The sequence below is a fragment of the Stenotrophomonas sp. 89682_Sma genome (assembly GCF_056481405.1).
Genome location: NZ_CM151147.1, coordinates 3,299,192 through 3,318,299 on the forward strand (window position 1 = coordinate 3,299,192; position 19,108 = coordinate 3,318,299).

Below are 19,108 nucleotides of genomic sequence, written 5' to 3' on the forward strand. Positions count from 1 at the left end.
GTACGTTTAGGTGCTGGGTAGCGCCGGGCCATGCCCGGCGGATGTCCTGTCTCCCGCACCGCCGCGCATGACCCAGCGCTACCATTACGCGTCCAGCGCCTGGCGCAGAGGGGCCAGGAAGGTCCGAGCACGCTGGGCTGCGTCTTCGGCCGAATCCGCATCGGCCAGCACCGCCACCAGCGCGCTGCCCACCACTACACCGTCGGCCTGGCGCGCCATGGCCGCGGCACTGGCGGCATCCTTGATGCCGAAACCCGCCACTACCGGCACTGAAGCGCGCGCGCGCAACGCCTGCAGACGGGCACTGGCAGCATCGCTGTCCAGGCGCTCGGACGCGCCGGTGACACCGGCAAAGCTGACGTAATAGAGATAGCCACGGGCCAGCGCCAGCAGCTTGTCGGCACGCGCCTCGCTGGTGGTCGGCGAGGCCAGCAGCACCAGTGCCAGGCCGGCTGCATCGAAGGCCTGCTGCGCTTCACCGGCTTCTTCCGGCGGCAGGTCGACCAGCAGCACACCATCCACGCCGGCCTCCACGGCCGCCTTGGCGAAGGCCGCGTAGCCGTGGATCTCCACCGGGTTCAGGTAGCCCATCAGTACCACCGGCGTCTGCACGTCACGCTCGCGGAACTGCGCCACGGCCTGCAGCACGTAGCGGCTGCCGGCTCCCCGTGCCAGCGCGCGTTCGGAGCTGCGCTGGATGGTCGGGCCATCGGCCATCGGGTCGGAGAACGGCACGCCCAGTTCGATCACATCGGCACCGGCCTCGACCAGCGCGTGCATGACCGGCACAGTGGCCTCCAACGAGGGATCACCGGCGGTGACGAAGGGGATAAGTGCCTTGCGCTGCTGCTCGCGCAGGCGCTGGAAACAGGCATCGAGTCGGGATACGGGCATCTCAGGCACATCCTTCAATCAGTTCAATCGCATCGCTGGTTCCCCAGTACATCCGGGTGACCTTCCCTTCATACAGTTCCAGGCGGATGCCCAGGTCCGAACCCGGATCCTGCCAGGTGAGGTACTCACCCTGGTCACCGTCGTAGGCATGCGGGCTGGATACCGGCGGCTTCGGGAACAGGGCCATGGCCTGGGCACGGGTCATGCCGATGCGCAGGCCGAACGGACCGGGCTGTTCAACCGGCAGCTCCGGGTCGTCGCCCGGCTTCAGGTCAAAACGGACCACGCGGTCGTCGTCGGTCATCATCGACACGCCCGGCGGCAGCCCCCTGCCGTCGTAGTACTCGCAGTCGCCTTCGAAGAACTCTTTCGCGCCCTGTGCCTGCCAGGGTCCCAGTGACTTCAGGTCCCCCATATGCTGGCCAACCAGCACGTCACCGGCGTGGTCCAGCGCCACCGACGCCACCGCCGGCGCGTCATCGCTGTTCGTCTCCTCTTCGGACGGCGGATCGACGATGGGCGTACGCGCCATCGGATCCAGGTCATCATTGGCGGCCGGCTGCTGTGCGGGCTGCGTGGTGGCCTTGGCAGCCGGCGCAAGCACTGGTGGTTCCGGCGGCTGGCACGCGGCCAGGCCCAGTGCCAGCAGAAGTACGCCGCTGTTCCGCAACAGCGCGCTCATAGGACCAGCCCTTCGCGCGCGGCAATCGTATGCACGTCCTTGTCACCACGGCCGGACAGATTGCAGAGGACGATCTGGTCGCGCGGACGCTCACGCGCCAGCTTGATCGCCTGCGCCAGCGCGTGGCTGGACTCCAGCGCCGGCAGGATGCCTTCGGTGTGGGCCAGCAGATGGAATGCCTGCAGCGCTTCCTCGTCAGTGATGCCCAGATAGCGTGCGCGACCGGTATCGGCCAGGAACGCGTGCTCCGGGCCGACGCCCGGATAGTCCAGGCCTGCCGACACCGAATGGGTCTCGATGATCTGGCCGTCGTCATCGCACAGCACATAGGTGCGGTTGCCGTGCAGCACGCCTGGGCGACCGGCAGCGATCGAGGCGGCGTGACGGCCGGTGCTGATGCCATCACCTGCCGCTTCAGCGCCGACGATCTCAACCTGGCGATCGTTGAGGAAGGCATGGAACAGGCCGATCGCATTGCTGCCGCCGCCCACGCAGGCGGTGATCGCATCCGGCAGGCGGCCGTACTCGGCCAGCATCTGCTCGCGCGCCTCACGGCCGACGATGGCATTGAAGTCACGGACCATGCGCGGATACGGATCCGGGCCGGCCACGGTGCCGATGATGTAGAAGGTGTCCTGCACGTTGGTCACCCAGTCGCGCATGGCTTCGTTGAGCGCGTCCTTCAGGGTGGCCGAGCCGGAGGTGACCGGCACCACCGTCGCGCCCAGCAGCTTCATGCGGTAGACGTTGATCTTCTGCCGCTCGATGTCGGTGGCGCCCATGTACACCACGCATTCCAGGCCCAGCCGCGCGGCGACGGTGGCGCTGGCCACGCCATGCTGGCCGGCGCCGGTTTCGGCAATGATGCGCTTCTTGCCCATCCGCGCCGCCAGCAGGGCCTGGCCGATGGTGTTGTTGATCTTGTGCGCGCCAGTGTGGTTCAGGTCCTCGCGCTTGAGCAGGATCTGCGCGCCGCCGACGTGATCGCTCAGGCGCTGGGCATGATAGATCGGGCTCGGCCGGCCCACGTAATGGGCCAGGTCGCGGTCGTAGGCCAGCTGGAATGCGGGATCCTGGCGCGCCTGGTCATAGGCCTGGGCCAGTTCCTGCAGCGGGCCGACCAGGGTTTCGGCAACGAAACTGCCGCCGTAGCGGCCGAAGTGGCCCTGGGCATCCGGGAAAGCGTGATAGTCGGCAATGGGGGAGGCAGACATGGATACGACCAGTGGTTCAGACAGGTGGATACTCTAGCGCACGGGTCGTGACCGGAAAATGGATATTATCTGGCGCATATCGTCAGGAAATCTCACATGAGCCGTTCCCTGCTGCCTCCACTCAATGCACTGCGCGCGTTCGAGGCCACGGCCCGTCTCGGCGGCGTTGGTCGCGCCGCGCAGGACCTGCACGTCACCCACGGTGCGGTCAGTCGGCAGTTGAAGCTGCTGGAGGATCACCTTGGCCTGGCGTTGTTCCAACGGGCCGGTCGTGGCCTGCGCCTGACCGTCGCCGGCACCCGCCTGCAGGCAGCCTGCGGCGAGGCATTCAGCGGCATCGAAGACTGCGTGCGCGAACTGCGACGGCCGGCAGCCTCTCCAGCGCTGGTACTGGGCTGCAGTGGCAGCGTGCTGGCGCGCTGGATGATTCCACGTCTGCCAGCGCTGCAGGCCGCCCTGCCCGGCGTGCGCCTGCAGTGGTCGGCGCTGGATGGCAGTTTCACCGAAGCGCAGGCGGCGCTGGACGCCGTGCTGCTGCTGGCGCAGGGCCCGTGGCCACGGGGTTGGCAGGTACGCGAGTTGGCACCGGAACGGGTTGGCGTGGTGGTGGCGCCATCGCATCCGGCGGCGCAGCGCCTGCGGCATGCACCGCCCTCGGCGCTGCTGCAGGAGACGCTGCTTCACACCAGCTCACGGCCGCAGGCATGGCCGGCATGGGCACAGGCGTACGACCTGGACGTGTCGAAGCTGCAGCTGGGCACTGCCTTCGAGCACCTGTACTACCTGTTGGAAGCCGCGGTAGCCGGGCTGGGCCCGGCGATCGCGCCGGAGCCGCTGGTGGCCGAGGACCTAGCGGCAGGCCGCCTGGTCGCGCCCTGGGGATTTGCCGCCACCGGCGGCTTCTGGGTACTGGCATGGCCGGATGGCCCGGCCAACTCACGCGTGGAAGCACTGGCGGACTGGGCGAGCCAGCAGCTGCGCTGACAATGAAAAAGGGGACGGAGGGGATCAAGTCGTAAGTGGCACAAACGACTTGATCCCCTCCGCCCCCTTTTTTCAGCTGGCGGCGGGGGTCGCCAGTCGCTGCTGCAGGTCTTCACGCAGGCGCGACAGTTCCACTTCCGCCTGCTGCCGCTGCTGCATCCCCTCACGATGGATGCTGCGCACTTCTTCCACCGTGGCGATCAGCTGGTCGTGGACATGGCGCAGCGTGGCCACGTCGATCACGCCGCGCTGGTTGCTGCGTGCGGTATCCACCGAGGCCTGGCGCATCAGGTCCGCGTTGCGGCGCATCAGTTCGTTGGTCGCGTCGTCGATGGCGCTGGCCAGCTCCGCGGCGGTCTTCTGCTCGCCCAGTGACAACTGGATCGCGAACTGGCGCTTCCACGACGGGATGGTGATCTCGCGGACCGTGTTGAACTTCTCGATCAGCTGCAGTGCATTGGCCTGGATCAGGCGGATCATCGGCAGCGACTGGTCGGCGGCATGCTGCATCAGCTGCAGGTCGGACACCCGCTTGTCGATCAGGCGGATCGCATTTTCGACCTCGCCCAGGCGGATCCGCTGCTGCGGGTCCTCACTGCCCTGCCCGGCCAGCTGCTCGGTCTGCAGTTCGGCCAGCCGCTGCTTGCCCGCAGCGGCATACAGACCCAGAGCATGGCGTTCCTCACGGACGATATCGTGCATGCGGTCGAACTCGCCCACACGCTTGCCCATCAGCACCTGCTGCGCGCCGACGTCTCCCAGCAGCTGCTCGATCTGCGCATTGGTGTCGCTGAACTTCTGCACCAGTTCACCCTTGGATGCGCGCAACCGATCGATCAGCCCTCCAATCAACGGCACCCTGGAACGCTGCGCGAATCCGTCGAGCTTGAGGCTGCGCGCGATGCGCACGACTTCACCCAGCTTTTCACCACTGGCATCGAGATCACGATTGCGCACCTGGTCCAGCAGCTGGCTGGAGAACGCGGCCGTGCGGTTGGCGGCGTCGCGACCGAACACCTGCAGGTTGCCCGGGCGCAGGTCATCCAGCTCACGGCGGATCTCGGCGATGCGCGGCAGATCCTCATGGACCAGGCCAAGTGCCTTCAGCGTGCCTTCGTCGAGCGTGGAAACGGCAGTGTTGGCGGGTACCAGCGTGCCGGGGCTCTGACTGTCCTGGACCATCGGGCGATCTCCTTGAAATGGGTAAGCGGCTGTAGCCGATTCAGCGCAGTCTAGCCTGAGCGGCCGCAACCTCGTCACCGATCTGGGCGTGCAACGCAGCCGCCTTCCCCGCCAATGCAGAACCTGCAGCGCTCTGGTCGGCCAGTGCGGCCTGTCGCCAGGCGGGCAGCAGGACATCATGGATGCGCGCGAAACGCTGCAGCAGCACCGTGTCCTGGTCCAGCAGCAGCTGCCATTGACCGGCTTCGGCGCGATGCAGGGTCGCCAGCCGGCGCAGGTGATCCAGCCGTTGCGACAGCGCGGCATGCCCGGACGCATCACACTGCGCCAGCCGTGATGCGCCCAGCTCGGCCCAGGCGTCCAGTGCTGTGGCCGCCTCTGAACGTTCAACGATGGCCAGGGCTCGCTGCTGCTGGCAATGCTGCAGGTGCTGGGCCTGCTCGCGCGCCTGCAGCGCCAGCACCCCCAGTTGCGACTGCAGCGCGTGCCCTTCCGCCTCGCGGTCAACATCGCGCCCAAGCAGGCGCCCCCACCAGCCTTCCTGTCGCCGGATCTGCGCAGGGTTCCCCGCCTGCAGGGCCAGAGCGATACGCGCCAGCGCGGCCACCAGGCCTTCACCCGCAACCGAGGGCAACGTGACGGCCCGCTGCGCAAGTGCCTGCAGCAGCGGCGTACCGTAATCGGCCAGCACGGCGATATCGGTCGTGTCCGGCAACACCGGTGACGGAAGTGGCGCCTGGGGTATCACGGCAGCGGCGGCGGCTTCGGTGTCGATGCCAGGCCGCCCTCGCTGTCTTCCGGCGGCAGCGATTCGCCGTAGAAGTGGCGCATCAGCGCTTCATCCAGTGCGCGTTCTTCCGGCGTCGCCGCACGGCGTACGCGTGCACGCGGCGGCACCGCGCCGCTGGAGCCGCCGCGCTCGACCTGCTGCCGCGCCCAACCGGCGAACGCCGCCAGGGTCTGCGACACCTGTGCCTGCTGCGCCTGTGATGCCACCAGCAGTTCAACCAGAGGCGCCAACCCGGCCTGCAGATCTTCGGCCAGCAGCGTGGCCGGCGCGCCGTGGGCAATCGCGACCGGCTCCGGCGCAGCGAGTGCAGGGCGTGTTTCGGAGAGGCGCTGCAGCGCCTCCAGCAATGCCGGCCACGGCGCTGGTTCGGCGGCGGCAACGGGGGCCACCTCCGGCGCCGCCGGCGGCAGCTGCAACGCGCTGGCGATGTCCGCCAACTGCGCGACCACGCGTCCACCGACATCGCTGTCGTCGGCTCCCATGGCCTTGTTGCGCAGGAAATCACGCTTGATCTGAGCCCAGCGCTGCGACTGCACCTCATCCAGCACGCCGCGCAGTTCGGCCAGCTTCAGCAGGTTCTCCTCGGCGCCGGTGGTCAGCAGCTGCGCCTCGCCCAGGTAGTGGTCGGAGATCAGCTGCTGCAGCTCATCCTCGTTCATCACCGGCGAGATCTTCTCCGCCAGCTTGTTCATGTTGCGGTAGCTGCCCTGCAGCCGGAACGGCGGCTCGGTACGGTAACGATCGTCCTGCGCGGCACTGGCGATGTACTGCTGGTTGACCCGGTAGACCACGTCGCGAACGCGCAGCATGCGCTGCAGGGTGGCGGTGATCTCGTTGATCTCGGCGCTGCTGTAAGCATGACTGAGGCCATTGGTGGACACGTCCTTGCCCATCGCGCGATCAACCAGCACATACAGGTCGGCCATGTCACGCGTGGCCAGCGGCGCCAGGACCGGGTTGGACGTCAGGCTGTTCTCGATGTAGCTCAGGGTGAACGACGCTTCCATGCCACCCAGAACATCGCCGAGGTTGTAGATGTCGGCGCGATTGGCCAGCATGTCCGGAATCTTGAACACCTCACCGGATTCGGTGTACGGATTGCCGGCCATGACCACGCAGAACTTCTTGCCACGCATGTCGTAGGTGCGGGTGCGGCCACGCCACACGCCTTCGATGCGGCGCGTGCCGTCGCACAGCGAGATGAACTTCTGCAGGAACTCGGGATGGGTGTGCTGGATGTCGTCGACATACAGCATGGTGTTGTTGCCCATCTCCAGCGCCAGGTTGAGCTTTTCCAGTTCCTGCCGCGAGGTGGCATCGGGCGCCTGTGCCGGGTCCAGCGAACGCACCTCGTGACCCAGCGCCGGGCCGTTGATCTTCATGAAGACCAGGCCCAGCCGGTGCGCCACGTATTCCATCAGCGTGGTTTTGCCATAGCCCGGGGGCGAGATCATCATCAGCAGGCCCATCAGGTCGCTGCGCTTGTTCTCGCCGACCGTGCCCATCTGCTTGGCCAGGTTGTCGCCGATCACGCCCAGGTAGACATCGTTGATCAGCTTGTTGCGGACGAACGAAGACAGCGGCCGCGCCTTGAATTCGGACAGGCGCAGGGTCTGCCGCTCGCGGTTGATGATGCCCTGGCGCACGGCCTGGTAGGCGTGGAAATCCGGCACGAAGCGCTTGAGATGGTGCTGCAGGCGCGCCAGGAAGTCATCCAGCGACAACGACAGCGAGCCGTTGTGGATGCGCGGGTGTTCGCCAAGCAGGCCCGGTACGTCCACGCGCAGCGGCGCATCGCTGGCCCGCGTGCGCAGCTGGCGCTGCACCAGCAGCAGCGCAGCGGCCTCGTCCGCATAACCGGCATGCGCGGCCTGTGCAGGCAGGCCGGCCAGCGCGCGCAGCCATTGCCCGGCCAGTGCCCAGCGCGCGGCCAGCGGATCCTGCGTACGCTGCAGGGCGCGCTCCAGTACTTCGCGCTGCCCGGCCTGGTCCAGCTGATGGGCCAGGGCCTCCAGCAGGGCCTGGGCATGCTTGCTGGTGCTGAACACGGGTTCGCCGTTGACCAGTTCTTCGCCCAGATAGGCGGCCGCCGCCTCGGCGGCTTCTTCGTCGAAGGGCAATGACTGCGACTGCGCGAACGCACTCAGCGCAGCAGCCATTTCCGCGCGCAGGGCGTCACGCCCTTCGTCGGAGCCGAACAGGCGAGCGATGGTTTCCGCTCCGGCCTGGCGGCTGGGCCATTGCAGTACCGCTTCTTCGCGCTGCTGCGCCGCCCAGAACAGCAGGGCCAGCGCGCGCACCCGCGGGGCGTGACGCAGCGTGCCCGCAGACCGCTGCAAGGGCAGCAGCGCGCGCAGGATCAGCGCGGCGTCGTGGTCGTGGATGCCGCGCTCGTAGCCTTCGCGATAGCGCGGCGCAGCGAAGGCACGAACGCGCTGATCCAGTGCTTCGGGTGTGGCGACATCGTGCTGCAGCTGGGCCAGGTCGAGCCCATCGTGGCCCTGCTGTGCGGCCAGCAGCAGGCTGCCGGCCAGGTATTCGCCGCGGTAGATCGCATCGGATTCCGAATCCAGCGTCACCGGCCAGAACGGCTTGAGTGCCTCCAGTTCCGGATCGTGCAGGGTTTCCAGGAAGTCAGTGCCGGTCAGGTGGATGGCCAGCGTGTCGCCGCGCGGCAACAGGGTCAGGTCCAGGGCCTGGGTGTTGACGCTGAAGCGGTGGCGCGGGCCAAGCCGGACCACGTTGCCACCGGCTTCGTACAGGTCGCTGCGATCGCGCAGCTGGCGCACGGCCTGGTCGCGCACGCCCTTCAGGCGCGCCTCGATGTCATCGGCCTTGACATTGTCGCGCAGCGTGCGCAGCCGCTCGGCCAGCTCGCGCAGCTTGAGGATCAACGGATCGCCGGCGAAGAACGCATTGAGTTCATCGGCGGTGGCGAAACGCTCGGTGCGCTTGGCCAGTCCATCGAGGATGCGGTTGGCGGCATCCAGTACCGAACGCGCCTTGCGCTGGCGGTCGTCCAGCAGCGCCTGCTTGTGCGTTTCGAAGGCCTCGACCAGTTCTTCGCGCTTGCTGAGGATGTCGCCGAGGAACTGCTCATGCTCGCCGAACTGGCTCTCCAGTCCTTCCAGCTGCACCAGCAGGCGCGACAGCTGTTCGTCGGCCCTTTCCGGATCGTTGGCCACCGCCAGCGCGCTGGTGATGGACTGCGAGAACAACGCGAACTGGGCGGCGAACTGCGCCACGGCCTCGGCCGAACCGAGGGTGCGGCGGCGCTGTTCGGCGCGGGTGCGCGCCTGGTTCAGCCGCCCGTACAGCGCGGAAATGGATTCGACCACGCGGGTGCGCGCGGTGGCGTCGTCCACCTTCAGCCCGGCCATCAGTTCGGACAGCATGTCCAGGTCGGCGGCCATGGCGCGCATGCCGTCCAGCTGCTCGTCCAGCTGGCGCGCGCTGCTGGCCTGCTGGGCGGCGTCATCCAGTGCCTGCAGGCGGCTGCCCAGCGGTGCCAGTGCGGCATCGCCGGCCAGGAATTCACCGGTTGCCGCACCGACGCGGTCCTGGGCCTGCACCAGTTCGGCAGCCATGGCCTCGATGCGCGCGGTATCGATATAGCGCAGCTCGCGGATGGTCAGCAGCCGCCCGCGCAGCGCGGTGATTTCGTTCAGCGCCTCGACGAAGGCCTGCACCTCGTTCCAGTTCTGCGGCTGCAGGCGACCCAGCAGGGCCTTGTGCGTGGCCTCGGCGTCGACCATCGCCTGCGCCGACTGCTGGCGGATCGACTGCACCTTCTCGTATTCGTCCAGCACCGATTCGCCGGTGGCGCTGATCTGCCGCAGCAGCGCCTCGGCACCATAGCAGGCCTCGTCGCCCAGCCAGTGGTGGGTGTCGAACAGGCGGCGGGTATCGGCTACCAGGCGCTGGTAGCGCTGCACCGACACGTCCTGACCGTCGATCTCGCGCGCCAGGTTGAACAGGTTGGAGATGCCGCGCACCAGTTCGGCATTGCCGATGCGGCCCATGAAGGTGTTGCCGGGCGGTCGGCTGGCAGCGAATTCGTCGCTGCTGAACGGCGTCTGCCACACCTGCATCGGATGGATGCGGGTCGGCTCGGCACCCTCGGCATGGAACAACACCATGCGCCCATCCTGCAGGAAGGCATAGCCGTGGCCGAACACGGGGTTCTGCAGCACGCGCTGGATGGTGTTGTACACGAACAGCGCCGAGCGACCGCCCTCGCGTTCGTAGAAGATGTACAGCACGTCCTCGCCGTTGGGCGAGCGGATGCTGCGCTTGAACTGCATGCCGGCCATCGAGGCGTCGAACGCCTTGTGCTCACCGCCCTGCAGGTAATAACCGCCCGGGAAGATCACGCCGTGGTCTTCGGGCAGCTGCACGCAGGCCTGCACGATTGCATCGTTGCGCACGATGTCGCCGGTAAGCGTGTTGTAGATCAACCCACGCCACACGGTTTCGCGATAGGGCAGCACCTTCAACAGCAGCAGCGAACCGACGCGGGCGAACTCGAACTGAGCATCGTCCAGCGACTGCGTGCTGTCCTCTACCGGTTCGCTGTAGATGCCCTGCCCGGTCTCGGTGTTGTTCTCCACCTTGATGGTGAGGTCACCGCCGGTGGTTTCCACGAACAGGGTGTCGAGGATGTTCAGGTGCGAATGGCGGCCGCTGACCGCCAGGTCACGCGTGGCCCGGGTCCATTCGAAATCGAACGGCGGCGGCAGTGCGATATCGCGTTCGCCGCGCGCGTCCAGATAGGTCAGTTCGCCTTCGCGCGACAGCGCCCAGCGGAACACGCGCACATCGCTGCTGCGCTCGCCGATCTGGAACGACGCCAGCAGCTTGTCGCCGACCACGATCAGCTGCAGCAGGCGCGCGTGCTTGTAGTAGGCGTACAGCTCGTTGAAGTCGTGCACGAAGCCGGGCTGGTCGAGGAAGCTGCCCTTCAGCTCCAGCGCAGCGACGTCGTAGCCGTCACTGCCCTGCACCAGCCGGTACAGGCCGAACACATCCTCGATGCGGGTCTGGGTTTTCAGACCGATGAAGACGTTGTACCCGAACAGCAGGCGGTCCGGGCCCACCTGCACGATGTCGCGGCCGACGCAGTTGTTCTCGCTGCGGATGCGGAAACGCCCGACCACTTCCAGCCGGCTGTCGCCGAACTCGGCCAGGCGCTGGCGGTTGAGCGTTTCGGCCAGGGCCTGCAGGCGCTGGCCCTGTTCGGCCAGGCGGCGGCGCAGGACTTCGTAGGCACCGCCCTGGGCAACGGCCTGGTCAACGGTGTTGCCGCCGGCCTCCGCTGCGGTGGGTTCGGCGGTCGGATGGGTTTCAGACATCAGCAGGCTTCCGGCTCACGGGCGGACGGCCGCTGTCGCGGCCGGCGCGGGCGGGCGATGGCGGCGTGGCCATCGCCCGATGCATCAACGGGCGCTGTCGACCACGGTGGCCGGCACGGTGGGCACCGCTTCGGCGTCCTCGGCGATCTGGCGCGGTGCCGGCTCGGCCACGGCCACGCCCAGGTAGCGCTGCATCAGCTCCTGCACGATCGGGCTCTTGCCGGCAAAACCCTCGATCGACTTGCCCAGCGATACCGCCTTGACCAGGTTCTCGAACATGCCGCCGTCGCCACCGACCAGATCGATGTCGGCGTTGCGCAGCGCGCTGGCGATGACGTTGGCGTTCTCGCGCGAGACTTCCTTGCCGGCTTCGATCGAGGCCAGCGCCTGCTTCAGGCTGTTGTCCAGCATCATGCGGAACTCTTCGTGGCCGCGTGCCTGGTCGCTCAGCGAAGCGATCGCCTCGAACTTGCGCACCAGGCCCTCGGCCTCGGCCAGCAGCTTCTTCTGCACCACGCCGGCTTCGGCGTTGCCCAGCGATTCGGTGGCGGTGGCGCGCGCCAGGCCCATCTTTTCTTCGCCCTGGGCCTGCGCCTGCAGCGTCTCGGCCAGCACACGGGCCTCGTTGCTGCCCTGCTTCAGGCTGGCTTCGGCCTTGGCCTCGATCACGCGCGCTTCGGCAATACCGACCTTCTCGATGGCCAGCGCGGACGCTTCGCGCACCTGCGCCTCGGCCAGGCCCGGCGCCGCCTGTTCGGCACGCAGCGCATCGGCCAGCAGGCGCTTGGCTTCGGCCTGCTTGCCGGCCGCTTCGTGCTCGGCCTGGGCCAGCGTGGTCAGTTCAACGGCACGGTGCTTGGACGCGGTTTCGCGCGCCTGTGCTTCCTTCACTTCACGCACCAGCGATTCCTGCGCCTTGGCCTCGGCTTCCAGAATCAGCACCTGCTTCTGGCGGTCCGCTTCGGAGACCTCGCGCACCTCCTTGATGCGCTCTTCTTCCTGGGCCACGGTCTTGTCGATGGAGATGCGTTCGCGGGTGATGTTGGCCACGTCCATCTTGCCCTGCTCGACCACCTTGTCACGTTCCACGCCCTGCAGCTGCACTTCACGGTCGGTAGTGACCTGCTCCAGCTGGCGTGCGCGCTCGACGCGCTCGGCTTCGATGGCCACCGCACGCTGGCGATTCTGCTCGGCCACTTCCACTTCGCGCAGGCGGTTCTGGTCGCGAATCTCGATCAGCTGCTGCGCTTCGATGCGGGCGTTCTCGGACAGCTGGCGCTGTTCTTCCTGCACCTTGGCGGTCTCGGCTTCCTCGCGCGCGCGGATGGTCTCGATCTCGCGCTTCTGACGGGCTTCCGCTTCGGCCTGCTGGCGTTCCAGCGCCAGCAGCGCCTCACGCGCTTCCACGTTCTTCTTGGTGATGGCGAGCTTCTCGTTCTGCTCCAGCTCGTTGGTCACCACGTTCTGCGCGGCGGTCAGCTCGGTGATCTTGCGGATGCCCTGCGCGTCGAGGATGTTGAACTGATCCAGCAGCGACTTCGGCGTCTGTTCCAGATAGTCGATCGCCACGTCCTCCAGCACATAGCCGTTCAGATCGTTGCCGATGACCGCGATGATCTCGTCGCGGAACTCCTGGCGCTTCTCGAACAGCTCGGTGAAGTCGAACTTCTTGCCCACCGTCTTCAGCGCTTCGGAGAACTTGGCGTTGAACAGCTCGTCCACCGCGTGCTTGTCCGAGGCACGATCGGCACCGATGGCCTTGGCCACGCGCAGCACGTCGGCCTGGGTTTCATTGACCCGCAGGTAGAAGGCCACGGCGATATCGGCACGCATGTTGTCGCGGCAGATCAGGCCTTCCTTGCCGCGGCGGTCGATCTGCAGGGTGATCAGGCTGATGCGCATCAGCTCGGCGCGGTACAGCACCGGGATGATCAGCGCACCGGTGAAGTGCACCTTGGGCGTGGAGCTCATGTCGTTGACGATCAGGGCCACGCCCTGGTCGACCTTGCGGTAAAAGGCCTTGAACAGGCCGGCCAGGCCGAGCAGCCCGACCAGCAGGACGGCGACGCCGATCAGGAAGGGGGCCATGGTTGCCAACGTCATCAGTGATTCTCCTTGTTGCCCGGAAGCAGGTTGTCCTGGAAATCGAGGGCGACCGCATCGGCGCGGACCACCCGGTAGTAATGCTGTTCGGCCACGTGCTCGACCAGCACGATGCGCTCGCCACGCTGCAGTTCAATGTCGCTGCGCACCTGCAGCACCAGCCCGGCGCCACCGTCATCGAAGGTGGCGTGGCCGCTGCGGGCATCCACTTTCGGCGAGGCGACCACACCGATGCGCCCCAGCAACGAGGCCTGGGCCACCGGCCGCAGTCGCAGCAGGAACCGACGGATGGGGTGCAGCAGAAGCGCGGTGACCGGCACCGCAGGCAGGGGAGCCAGCACGGCCACGACCGCGCCGATCGTCCAGCGCAGCAGGTCCGGCAACGGCAGCAGCACGAAAAGATGGATGAAATAGGTCAGCGCCCAGCCGAAGAAGCCCAGCAGCGTGACCACGACCATGACCGGCACTCCGCCCAGGCCGAAGCGCTGCAGCAGGGCCGACAGGCCGCTGAGATCGTTGCCGCCGTCCAGGGCGCCATCGGCGCCAAGGTCGCCGAAGCCATCGTCGACCAGGCCAAATGCGGCAAGCCCCCAATAGATCAGCGATACCGCCAGCACGATGCTGTACGGCAGGGTCGGGAAACCGAACACAACGCTGAGGAACTCCTGCATCGCTTGCCTTCCTGGGCTGTGGGCGGCGATCGCCCGTTCGGAACGCGCAGAGCGCGCCCCGTGGATCCCCGCGCCGGCCCTCATGGCTGGCGCGCTTGGGTCCATCCTATGTGAAGAATACGTGCAGGCTCAAATCCAGGTCCAGATCACGGCAAATGGTGACGCAAATCACTCCAGGACCGTGCAGTCCGCGCGGCGCACTTCCTCGACGAAGGTACGCATCTTGTAGCCGTCCTTGATGCCCGGCTCCAGTTCGATGCCGCTGGACACGTCCACGCCCCACGGCAGCGTAGCCAGCACCGCGTCGTAGACGTTTTCCGGGTTCAGGCCACCGGCCAGCAGGAACGGCCGATGCAGGCCGGTCGGGATACGGCCCCAGTCGAAGGCCACGCCGGTACCGCCACCGCCGCCGGGGGCGTGGCTGTCGAACAGGAACCCCGCCGCGCTGGGGTAACGCAGCTGCAACGTGCGCGCATTGACCTCTTCCCGGCCCCCCATGGCAATCGCCTTCAGGTAGGGCATGTTGAAGCTGCGGCAGAAGCTCTCGTCTTCCTCGCCGTGGAACTGCAGCAGGGTCGGCCGCACCGTGCGCAGCACCTCGCGCACCTCTTCCTTGCTGTTGTTGCGGAACAGGGCAACCACATCGACCATCGGCGCGATCGCCTGGCGCATCGCGCGTGCTTCGGCAGGAGCAACCCGGCGGCTGCTCTCGCGGGCAAAGATGAAACCCACTGCGTCCACGCCCAGCTCACCGGCCAGGCGGACATCGCCTGCACGGGTCATGCCACAGAACTTGATGCGCGTGCGGTAGTAGGAGCGGCTCATAGCGTGACCTCGGCGGGCAGATGCCAGTTGTCGGGGTACAGGGGCCCAAGGAACACCAGGCCCTGCGGCGGTGCGGTGGGACCGGCTACGGTGCGATCGCGCCCGGCCAGCAGTTCGGCGATCCAGTCCACCGGTTTTTCGCCGCTGCCCACCAGGATCAACGATCCGACGATATTGCGGACCATGTGATGAAGGAATGCATTGCCCTGCACGGCCACTTCAATCACCTCGCCCTGGCGGCTGACCTGCAGCGACTGCAGCTCACGCCGCGCATGCAGCGCCTGGCATTGCACGGAGCGGAACGCGCTGAAGTCGTTCTCGCCGATCAGGGCCTGGCCGGCGGCGTGCATCAGGGTCTCGTCCAGCGCCCGGCGCTCCCAGCTGAGGGTCTGCCGGTCCAGCGCTGGTCGCACCTCGCGGTTGAGCAGGCGGTAGCGGTAGCGGCGTGCGCGTGCCGAGAAGCGGGCGTGGAAGTCATCGGCCACCGGCACGCACCAGCGCACCGCGATCGAGCGCGGCAGGCGGGTGGTGGTGCCCAGCATCCAGGCGCGCGGATCGCGCACCACGTCGGTATCGAAATGCACGACCTGGCACTGGCCATGCACGCCGGCATCGGTGCGGCCGGCGCAGACCACCTGCAGCGGCGCATCGGCCACCGACGACAGGGCCTGCTCAAGGCTGGCCTGCACGCTGGGACCGCCCTCGCCCAGGTTCTGCCAGCCCCTGAAATCGCTGCCGTCGTACTCGACGCCAAGCGCGTAACGCATGTGCTACCTCGATATTGCGTATGGGGCGGCGCTCAGGCCGGATCGCGTTCGGACCAGACCGCCAGTTCGTTGCCACCGGGCTCGACGAACTGGAAGCGGCTGCCGCCGGGGAAGGAAAACACCGGCCGCACGATCTCACCGCCAGCGTTGCGCACCGCCGCTTCGACCGGCACCAGCTGGTCGGCATACAGCACCAGCAGCGGTGCGCCACTGTCGCTGGCCCGCTGGGGCTGGCCGCGGAAGAAGCCCCCTTGCAGGCGGCCATCGTCGAACGCGGTGTAGTCGCTGCCATAGTCGACGAACGACCAGCCGAACACCTTCTCGAAGAAGGCACGGCTGGCGGCCGGGTCGCTGGAGGCGAATTCAACGTAGTCGATGCGGCGCTCGCGGCTCATGGCAGGGTCCTTGTCGGCAGGTTCGGTCACGGCAGGCGGGCCAGCAGTTCGCGGGCCTGGGCCTGGCTGTGCGGATCGCCGCCTTCGGCGACCTCCAGCAGCAGGGTACGCGCGGTCTGCGCGTCGCCCAGGTCCAGGTATGCGATGGCAAGCTCGAGGCGCTCCTGGCCGGCACGCGGCAGCCAGCCGGCATCGCCGTTGTCCGCAGCCGCGCTGGCCGCAGTCTCCTCGGGATGCGACGTGCCGATACCGTCGATTCCGTCATGATGCCTGGCATCAACCGGGAACTCGTTCTGATGCGCTTCGGCCGGCAGATCGAACACGCCGCGGAACTGCGGCTGCTGTTCGGCATGCAGCGCGTAGTCCGGCACCGCCACTTCAGATGGCGTCCCTGGTGCGGCCGGCTCATCCTGTACCGGCGCTTCAACAACATCTTCGCGTGCGGTCGCGGGCTCGTCCCAGCGCGGCAGATCGGTCACCGCCTCGGGCAGTACGACCACGTCCTCGTCGCGCAGCATGTCAGCCTTCCAGTCGGCCTGCACCGCGTGGTCGGCGATCGGATCGACCGCCGCTTCGGCATGGCCCTCGGGCTCGCTCGCCCAGGCTGGCATCGCCGGTTCCTGGCGGCCGCCATCGGCCACCGCCGACGACCATGAAGACTGTTCGGCCAGCGTGTCCAGTGCCGCACCCGCAGGAACCGCAGCGGCCAGCCCGGCGGCATCATCCTCTTCGCGCAGCGGGGGCAGCGGCGAAGGCTTGCGACGGCGCAGCAACCAGGCGGCGCCTGCTGCCAGCAGCAGCACCGGCAGGCCCAGCCAGTACCACGGCGTCACTGCATCACGGGAACCCGGCGCCTGTGCCAGGCGCTGCTGCGCGGCGGCCAGGTCGTTGTCCTTCATCGCGATCAACGACTGCTGCTGCTCCTTCAGCTTCTCCAGATCGGCCACGCGCTGCTTCAGTTCACCGATCTCGGCATCGCGGGTGGCGATGTCCTCACGCGCCTGGCGCAGTTGTTCGTTGCCCAGCATGTCACCCTCGCTGCCGGCAGCGGTGCCGGTGGTTGTGCCCGCGTGCGCGGCGTCGGACGCCAGCGCCGGAGCGATCTCAAGTCGTGCCCCGTTGGCGGCAGCCGGGGAAGAAGCGTTCGCGGTTGCCGCCTTGGCGGCCGGCGCGACCGCACCCGCTGGTTGCGGCACGGTGCGCGCCTGCCGCCATTGCGCAGCGTGCTCGCGCACCAGCGCAGCGGCCTCGGCGGCATCGACAGCGGCAAGCGCATCGCTGCCCGGCATGCGCAGCACCGCGCCCTGCTTGAGCAGATTGACGTTGCCACGGATGAAGGCTTCGGGATTGGCGCGCAGCAAGGCGATCATCGCGCGGTCGCGGCTGACCTGGTTGCCACGCGCCACCGCGCTGGCGATCTGCGACAGGGTCTGACCGCGCTGCACGGTGATGCTGCCGTCGGCCGGCGCTGCCGCAACCGGTGCAGGTTCCGCACGCGGCCGAGCCGGCGTGGCTGCAGGTGCCGCGGCAGGCGCCCGCGGTGGCACATCGGGCACCGTTGCAGCAGGCGCGGGTGCCGGCTCGCGCGCGATGGTGTTGGACAGGGTACCGGCCGGCGCCACGATCTCGGGCTCGGTGACGGCCAGCGCGCTGGACGGTGCATCGACCAGTGCCGAGTACTCGCGCACCAGACGGCCCTGGCCCCAGTCGGCTTCGATCAGGAAGCTCAGCGACGGGGTCTCGACCGGCGCCTGCGAGGTCACCCGCACCACCGCCCTGCCCTGGGCATTGCGGGTCAGCTCGAACTGCAGCTCGCTGACCAGCCCGGTCGGCCGCTGCAGGCCGACGCGTTCGAAGGTAACCGGCGAGGCCAGTGCGACGCGCAGGTTCTCCAGCTCGGACGGGTCAGCCGACACCACCGGGATTTCGGCCAACAACGGCTGCCCCGGCTTGGACAGGACACGGATGTCCCCCAGGCCCAATGCGAGTGCCGAACTGCTGGCCAGGGCCAGCAGTGCGGTGGAAAGATAGAGGAGCGGGCGCTTTGCGCCCCTGGCCCGTTTGTTCATGGGCGACACTATAAAGCGTGCGGACCACGGTCCGCACCCATGTAGAGCCGAGCCCATGCCCGGCTGCATCGCCTGAGCCGAGCGTGGGCTCGGCCCTGCAGAAAAGGCCGGGCCTTGCCCGGCCTCTCCATCAGCGCTGCTCGGCGGCGACCAGCTCGGCCAGCTGCACGGCATTCAACGCCGCGCCCTTGCGCACGTTGTCCGACACGATCCACAGGTTCAGGCCGCGCGGGTGCGACAGGTCCTCACGGATACGGCCGACATACACCGCATCGGTGCCCGACGCATGGGTGACCGGAGTCGGATAACCACCGGCTTCATGGCGGTCCACCACCTCAATGCCCGGCGACTGCTCCAGCAGCGCGCGCGCTTCGGCCACGGTGACCTTGTCGCGGGTCTCGATCGCCACCGACTCGGAGTGGCCGTAGAACACCGGCACACGCACCGCGGTCGGGTTCACCAGGATGCTGTCGTCGCCGAGGATCTTGCGGGTCTCCCAGATCAGCTTCATCTCTTCCTTGGTGAAACCATTGTCCTGGAAGTCATCGATGTGGGGGATCAGGTTGAAGGCGATCTGCACCGGGAAGCGCTGCGGATCGATTTCCTGGAAGCTGAGCAGCTGGCCAGTCTGCTTGCCCAGCTCTTCGGTGGCCGAACGACCACCGCCGGACACCGACTGGTAGGTGGAGACGTTGATGCGCTCGATGCCGTACTTGCGGTGCAGCGGCGCCAGCGCCACCAGCATCTGCATGGTCGAGCAGTTCGGGTTGGCGATGATGCCACGCGGACGGTTGGCCACCTGTTCCGGATTGACCTCGGACACCACCAGCGGCACGTCATCGTCGTAACGGAAGGCCGAGGAGTTGTCGATCACCACCGCACCGGCAGCGGCGAACTTCGGTGCGTATTCCTTGGACACGCTGCCACCGGCCGAGAACAGCGCGATCTCGACACCGGTCGGATCGAAGGTGGCCAGGTCCTGCACCTTGACCTTCTGGCCGTTGAACTCGATCTCGCCGCCGGCCGAACGTTCCGAAGCGAGGACGCTCAGGGTGCCGACCGGGAAATCACGCTCGGCCAGGATCGACAACATGGTCTCGCCGACCGCACCGGTGGCACCGACGACGGCAACGTGGAAACTGCGCTGTGCATTGCTCATGGGGGAAAACTCTCACGAAAAC

14 protein-coding genes are annotated in these 19,108 nt (G+C 67.5%); 1 reads left to right on the forward strand and 13 read right to left on the reverse strand.

Going from position 1 to position 19,108, the window contains the following annotated elements:
* Positions 1 to 84 precede the first annotated feature (84 nt).
* From trpA to trpB, 3 genes are read right to left on the reverse strand one after another with little or no spacing between them, the layout of a single operon-like run.
* A complete protein-coding gene (trpA, locus tag ACZK29_RS15385) occupies positions 85 to 894 on the reverse strand; it encodes a tryptophan synthase subunit alpha (RefSeq protein ID WP_111204164.1) in 810 nt (269 codons plus the stop codon).
* Position 895: 1 nt separating this feature from the next.
* Complete coding sequence (locus tag ACZK29_RS15390; RefSeq protein ID WP_111204163.1) at positions 896 to 1,576, reverse strand: hypothetical protein; 681 nt, start codon at positions 1,574 to 1,576, stop codon at positions 896 to 898.
* Entirely contained in the window at positions 1,573 to 2,790 is a 1,218-nt protein-coding gene (trpB, locus tag ACZK29_RS15395) for a tryptophan synthase subunit beta (protein ID WP_088435905.1), read from the reverse strand. The genes ACZK29_RS15390 and trpB overlap by 4 nt, the downstream gene beginning before the upstream one ends.
* 96 nt (positions 2,791 to 2,886) lie before the next feature.
* Here trpB and ACZK29_RS15400 point away from each other — a divergent pair, with 96 nt between their 5' ends.
* On the forward strand, positions 2,887 to 3,774 hold the full coding sequence (locus ACZK29_RS15400) for a LysR family transcriptional regulator (protein WP_111204162.1): 888 nt from the start codon (positions 2,887 to 2,889) through the stop codon (positions 3,772 to 3,774).
* Between the two features lie 72 nt (positions 3,775 to 3,846).
* Here ACZK29_RS15400 and ACZK29_RS15405 read toward each other — a convergent pair whose 3' ends face one another.
* The 10 genes from ACZK29_RS15405 to ACZK29_RS15450 all read right to left on the reverse strand — a co-directional run bounded on the left by ACZK29_RS15405 (position 3,847) and on the right by ACZK29_RS15450 (position 19,086).
* On the reverse strand, positions 3,847 to 4,956 hold the full coding sequence (locus tag ACZK29_RS15405; RefSeq protein ID WP_111112480.1) for a toxic anion resistance protein: 1,110 nt from the start codon (positions 4,954 to 4,956) through the stop codon (positions 3,847 to 3,849).
* A gap of 40 nt (positions 4,957 to 4,996) precedes the next feature.
* Positions 4,997 to 5,674: a hypothetical protein gene (locus tag ACZK29_RS15410; RefSeq protein ID WP_239503970.1), complete on the reverse strand. Its 678-nt coding sequence runs from the start codon at positions 5,672 to 5,674 to the stop codon at positions 4,997 to 4,999.
* 26 nt (positions 5,675 to 5,700) lie between these two features.
* Positions 5,701 to 11,097: a DNA repair ATPase gene (locus tag ACZK29_RS15415; protein WP_478446215.1), complete on the reverse strand. Its 5,397-nt coding sequence runs from the start codon at positions 11,095 to 11,097 to the stop codon at positions 5,701 to 5,703.
* A gap of 84 nt (positions 11,098 to 11,181) precedes the next feature.
* Entirely contained in the window at positions 11,182 to 13,200 is a 2,019-nt protein-coding gene (locus ACZK29_RS15420; RefSeq protein ID WP_478446216.1) for a flotillin family protein, read from the reverse strand.
* The gene (locus tag ACZK29_RS15425) at positions 13,200 to 13,871 is read right to left on the reverse strand and encodes an OB-fold-containig protein (protein ID WP_111204159.1); all 672 of its coding nucleotides are present in this window, start codon (positions 13,869 to 13,871) and stop codon (positions 13,200 to 13,202) included. The genes ACZK29_RS15420 and ACZK29_RS15425 overlap by 1 nt, the downstream gene beginning before the upstream one ends.
* A 168-nt stretch (positions 13,872 to 14,039) precedes the next feature.
* The gene (locus ACZK29_RS15430) at positions 14,040 to 14,696 is read right to left on the reverse strand and encodes a phosphoribosylanthranilate isomerase (protein ID WP_049429515.1); all 657 of its coding nucleotides are present in this window, start codon (positions 14,694 to 14,696) and stop codon (positions 14,040 to 14,042) included.
* Entirely contained in the window at positions 14,693 to 15,463 is a 771-nt protein-coding gene (gene truA, locus ACZK29_RS15435; RefSeq protein WP_049429514.1) for a tRNA pseudouridine(38-40) synthase TruA, read from the reverse strand. The genes ACZK29_RS15430 and truA overlap by 4 nt, the downstream gene beginning before the upstream one ends.
* Positions 15,464 to 15,495: 32 nt before the next feature.
* Positions 15,496 to 15,858 (reverse strand): VOC family protein, encoded by a 363-nt coding sequence (locus ACZK29_RS15440; protein ID WP_049429540.1) that lies wholly within the window; start codon positions 15,856 to 15,858, stop codon positions 15,496 to 15,498.
* Between the two features lie 26 nt (positions 15,859 to 15,884).
* On the reverse strand, positions 15,885 to 17,927 hold the full coding sequence (locus tag ACZK29_RS15445; protein WP_478446217.1) for a motility hub landmark protein FimV: 2,043 nt from the start codon (positions 17,925 to 17,927) through the stop codon (positions 15,885 to 15,887).
* 130 nt (positions 17,928 to 18,057) lie between these two features.
* Positions 18,058 to 19,086, reverse strand: coding sequence for an aspartate-semialdehyde dehydrogenase (locus tag ACZK29_RS15450; protein ID WP_053500248.1), 1,029 nt, complete (start codon positions 19,084 to 19,086; stop codon positions 18,058 to 18,060).
* Positions 19,087 to 19,108: the final 22 nt, after the last annotated feature.

Bases quoted from the DNA above. Each gene is read 5' to 3' on its own strand.
- trpA (WP_111204164.1), bottom strand. From the start codon at position 894: ATGCCCGTATCCCGACTCGATGCCTGTTTCCAGCGCCTGCGCGAGCAG.
- ACZK29_RS15390 (WP_111204163.1), bottom strand. From the start codon at position 1,576: ATGAGCGCGCTGTTGCGGAACAGCGGCGTACTTCTGCTGGCACTGGGC.
- trpB (WP_088435905.1), bottom strand. From the start codon at position 2,790: ATGTCTGCCTCCCCCATTGCCGACTATCACGCTTTCCCGGATGCCCAG.
- ACZK29_RS15400 (WP_111204162.1), top strand. From the start codon at position 2,887: ATGAGCCGTTCCCTGCTGCCTCCACTCAATGCACTGCGCGCGTTCGAG.
- ACZK29_RS15405 (WP_111112480.1), bottom strand. From the start codon at position 4,956: ATGGTCCAGGACAGTCAGAGCCCCGGCACGCTGGTACCCGCCAACACT.
- ACZK29_RS15415 (WP_478446215.1), bottom strand. From the start codon at position 11,097: ATGTCTGAAACCCATCCGACCGCCGAACCCACCGCAGCGGAGGCCGGC.
- ACZK29_RS15420 (WP_478446216.1), bottom strand. From the start codon at position 13,200: ATGACGTTGGCAACCATGGCCCCCTTCCTGATCGGCGTCGCCGTCCTG.
- ACZK29_RS15425 (WP_111204159.1), bottom strand. From the start codon at position 13,871: ATGCAGGAGTTCCTCAGCGTTGTGTTCGGTTTCCCGACCCTGCCGTAC.
- ACZK29_RS15430 (WP_049429515.1), bottom strand. From the start codon at position 14,696: ATGAGCCGCTCCTACTACCGCACGCGCATCAAGTTCTGTGGCATGACC.
- truA (WP_049429514.1), bottom strand. From the start codon at position 15,463: ATGCGTTACGCGCTTGGCGTCGAGTACGACGGCAGCGATTTCAGGGGC.
- ACZK29_RS15440 (WP_049429540.1), bottom strand. From the start codon at position 15,858: ATGAGCCGCGAGCGCCGCATCGACTACGTTGAATTCGCCTCCAGCGAC.
- ACZK29_RS15445 (WP_478446217.1), bottom strand. From the start codon at position 17,927: ATGAACAAACGGGCCAGGGGCGCAAAGCGCCCGCTCCTCTATCTTTCC.
- ACZK29_RS15450 (WP_053500248.1), bottom strand. From the start codon at position 19,086: ATGAGCAATGCACAGCGCAGTTTCCACGTTGCCGTCGTCGGTGCCACC.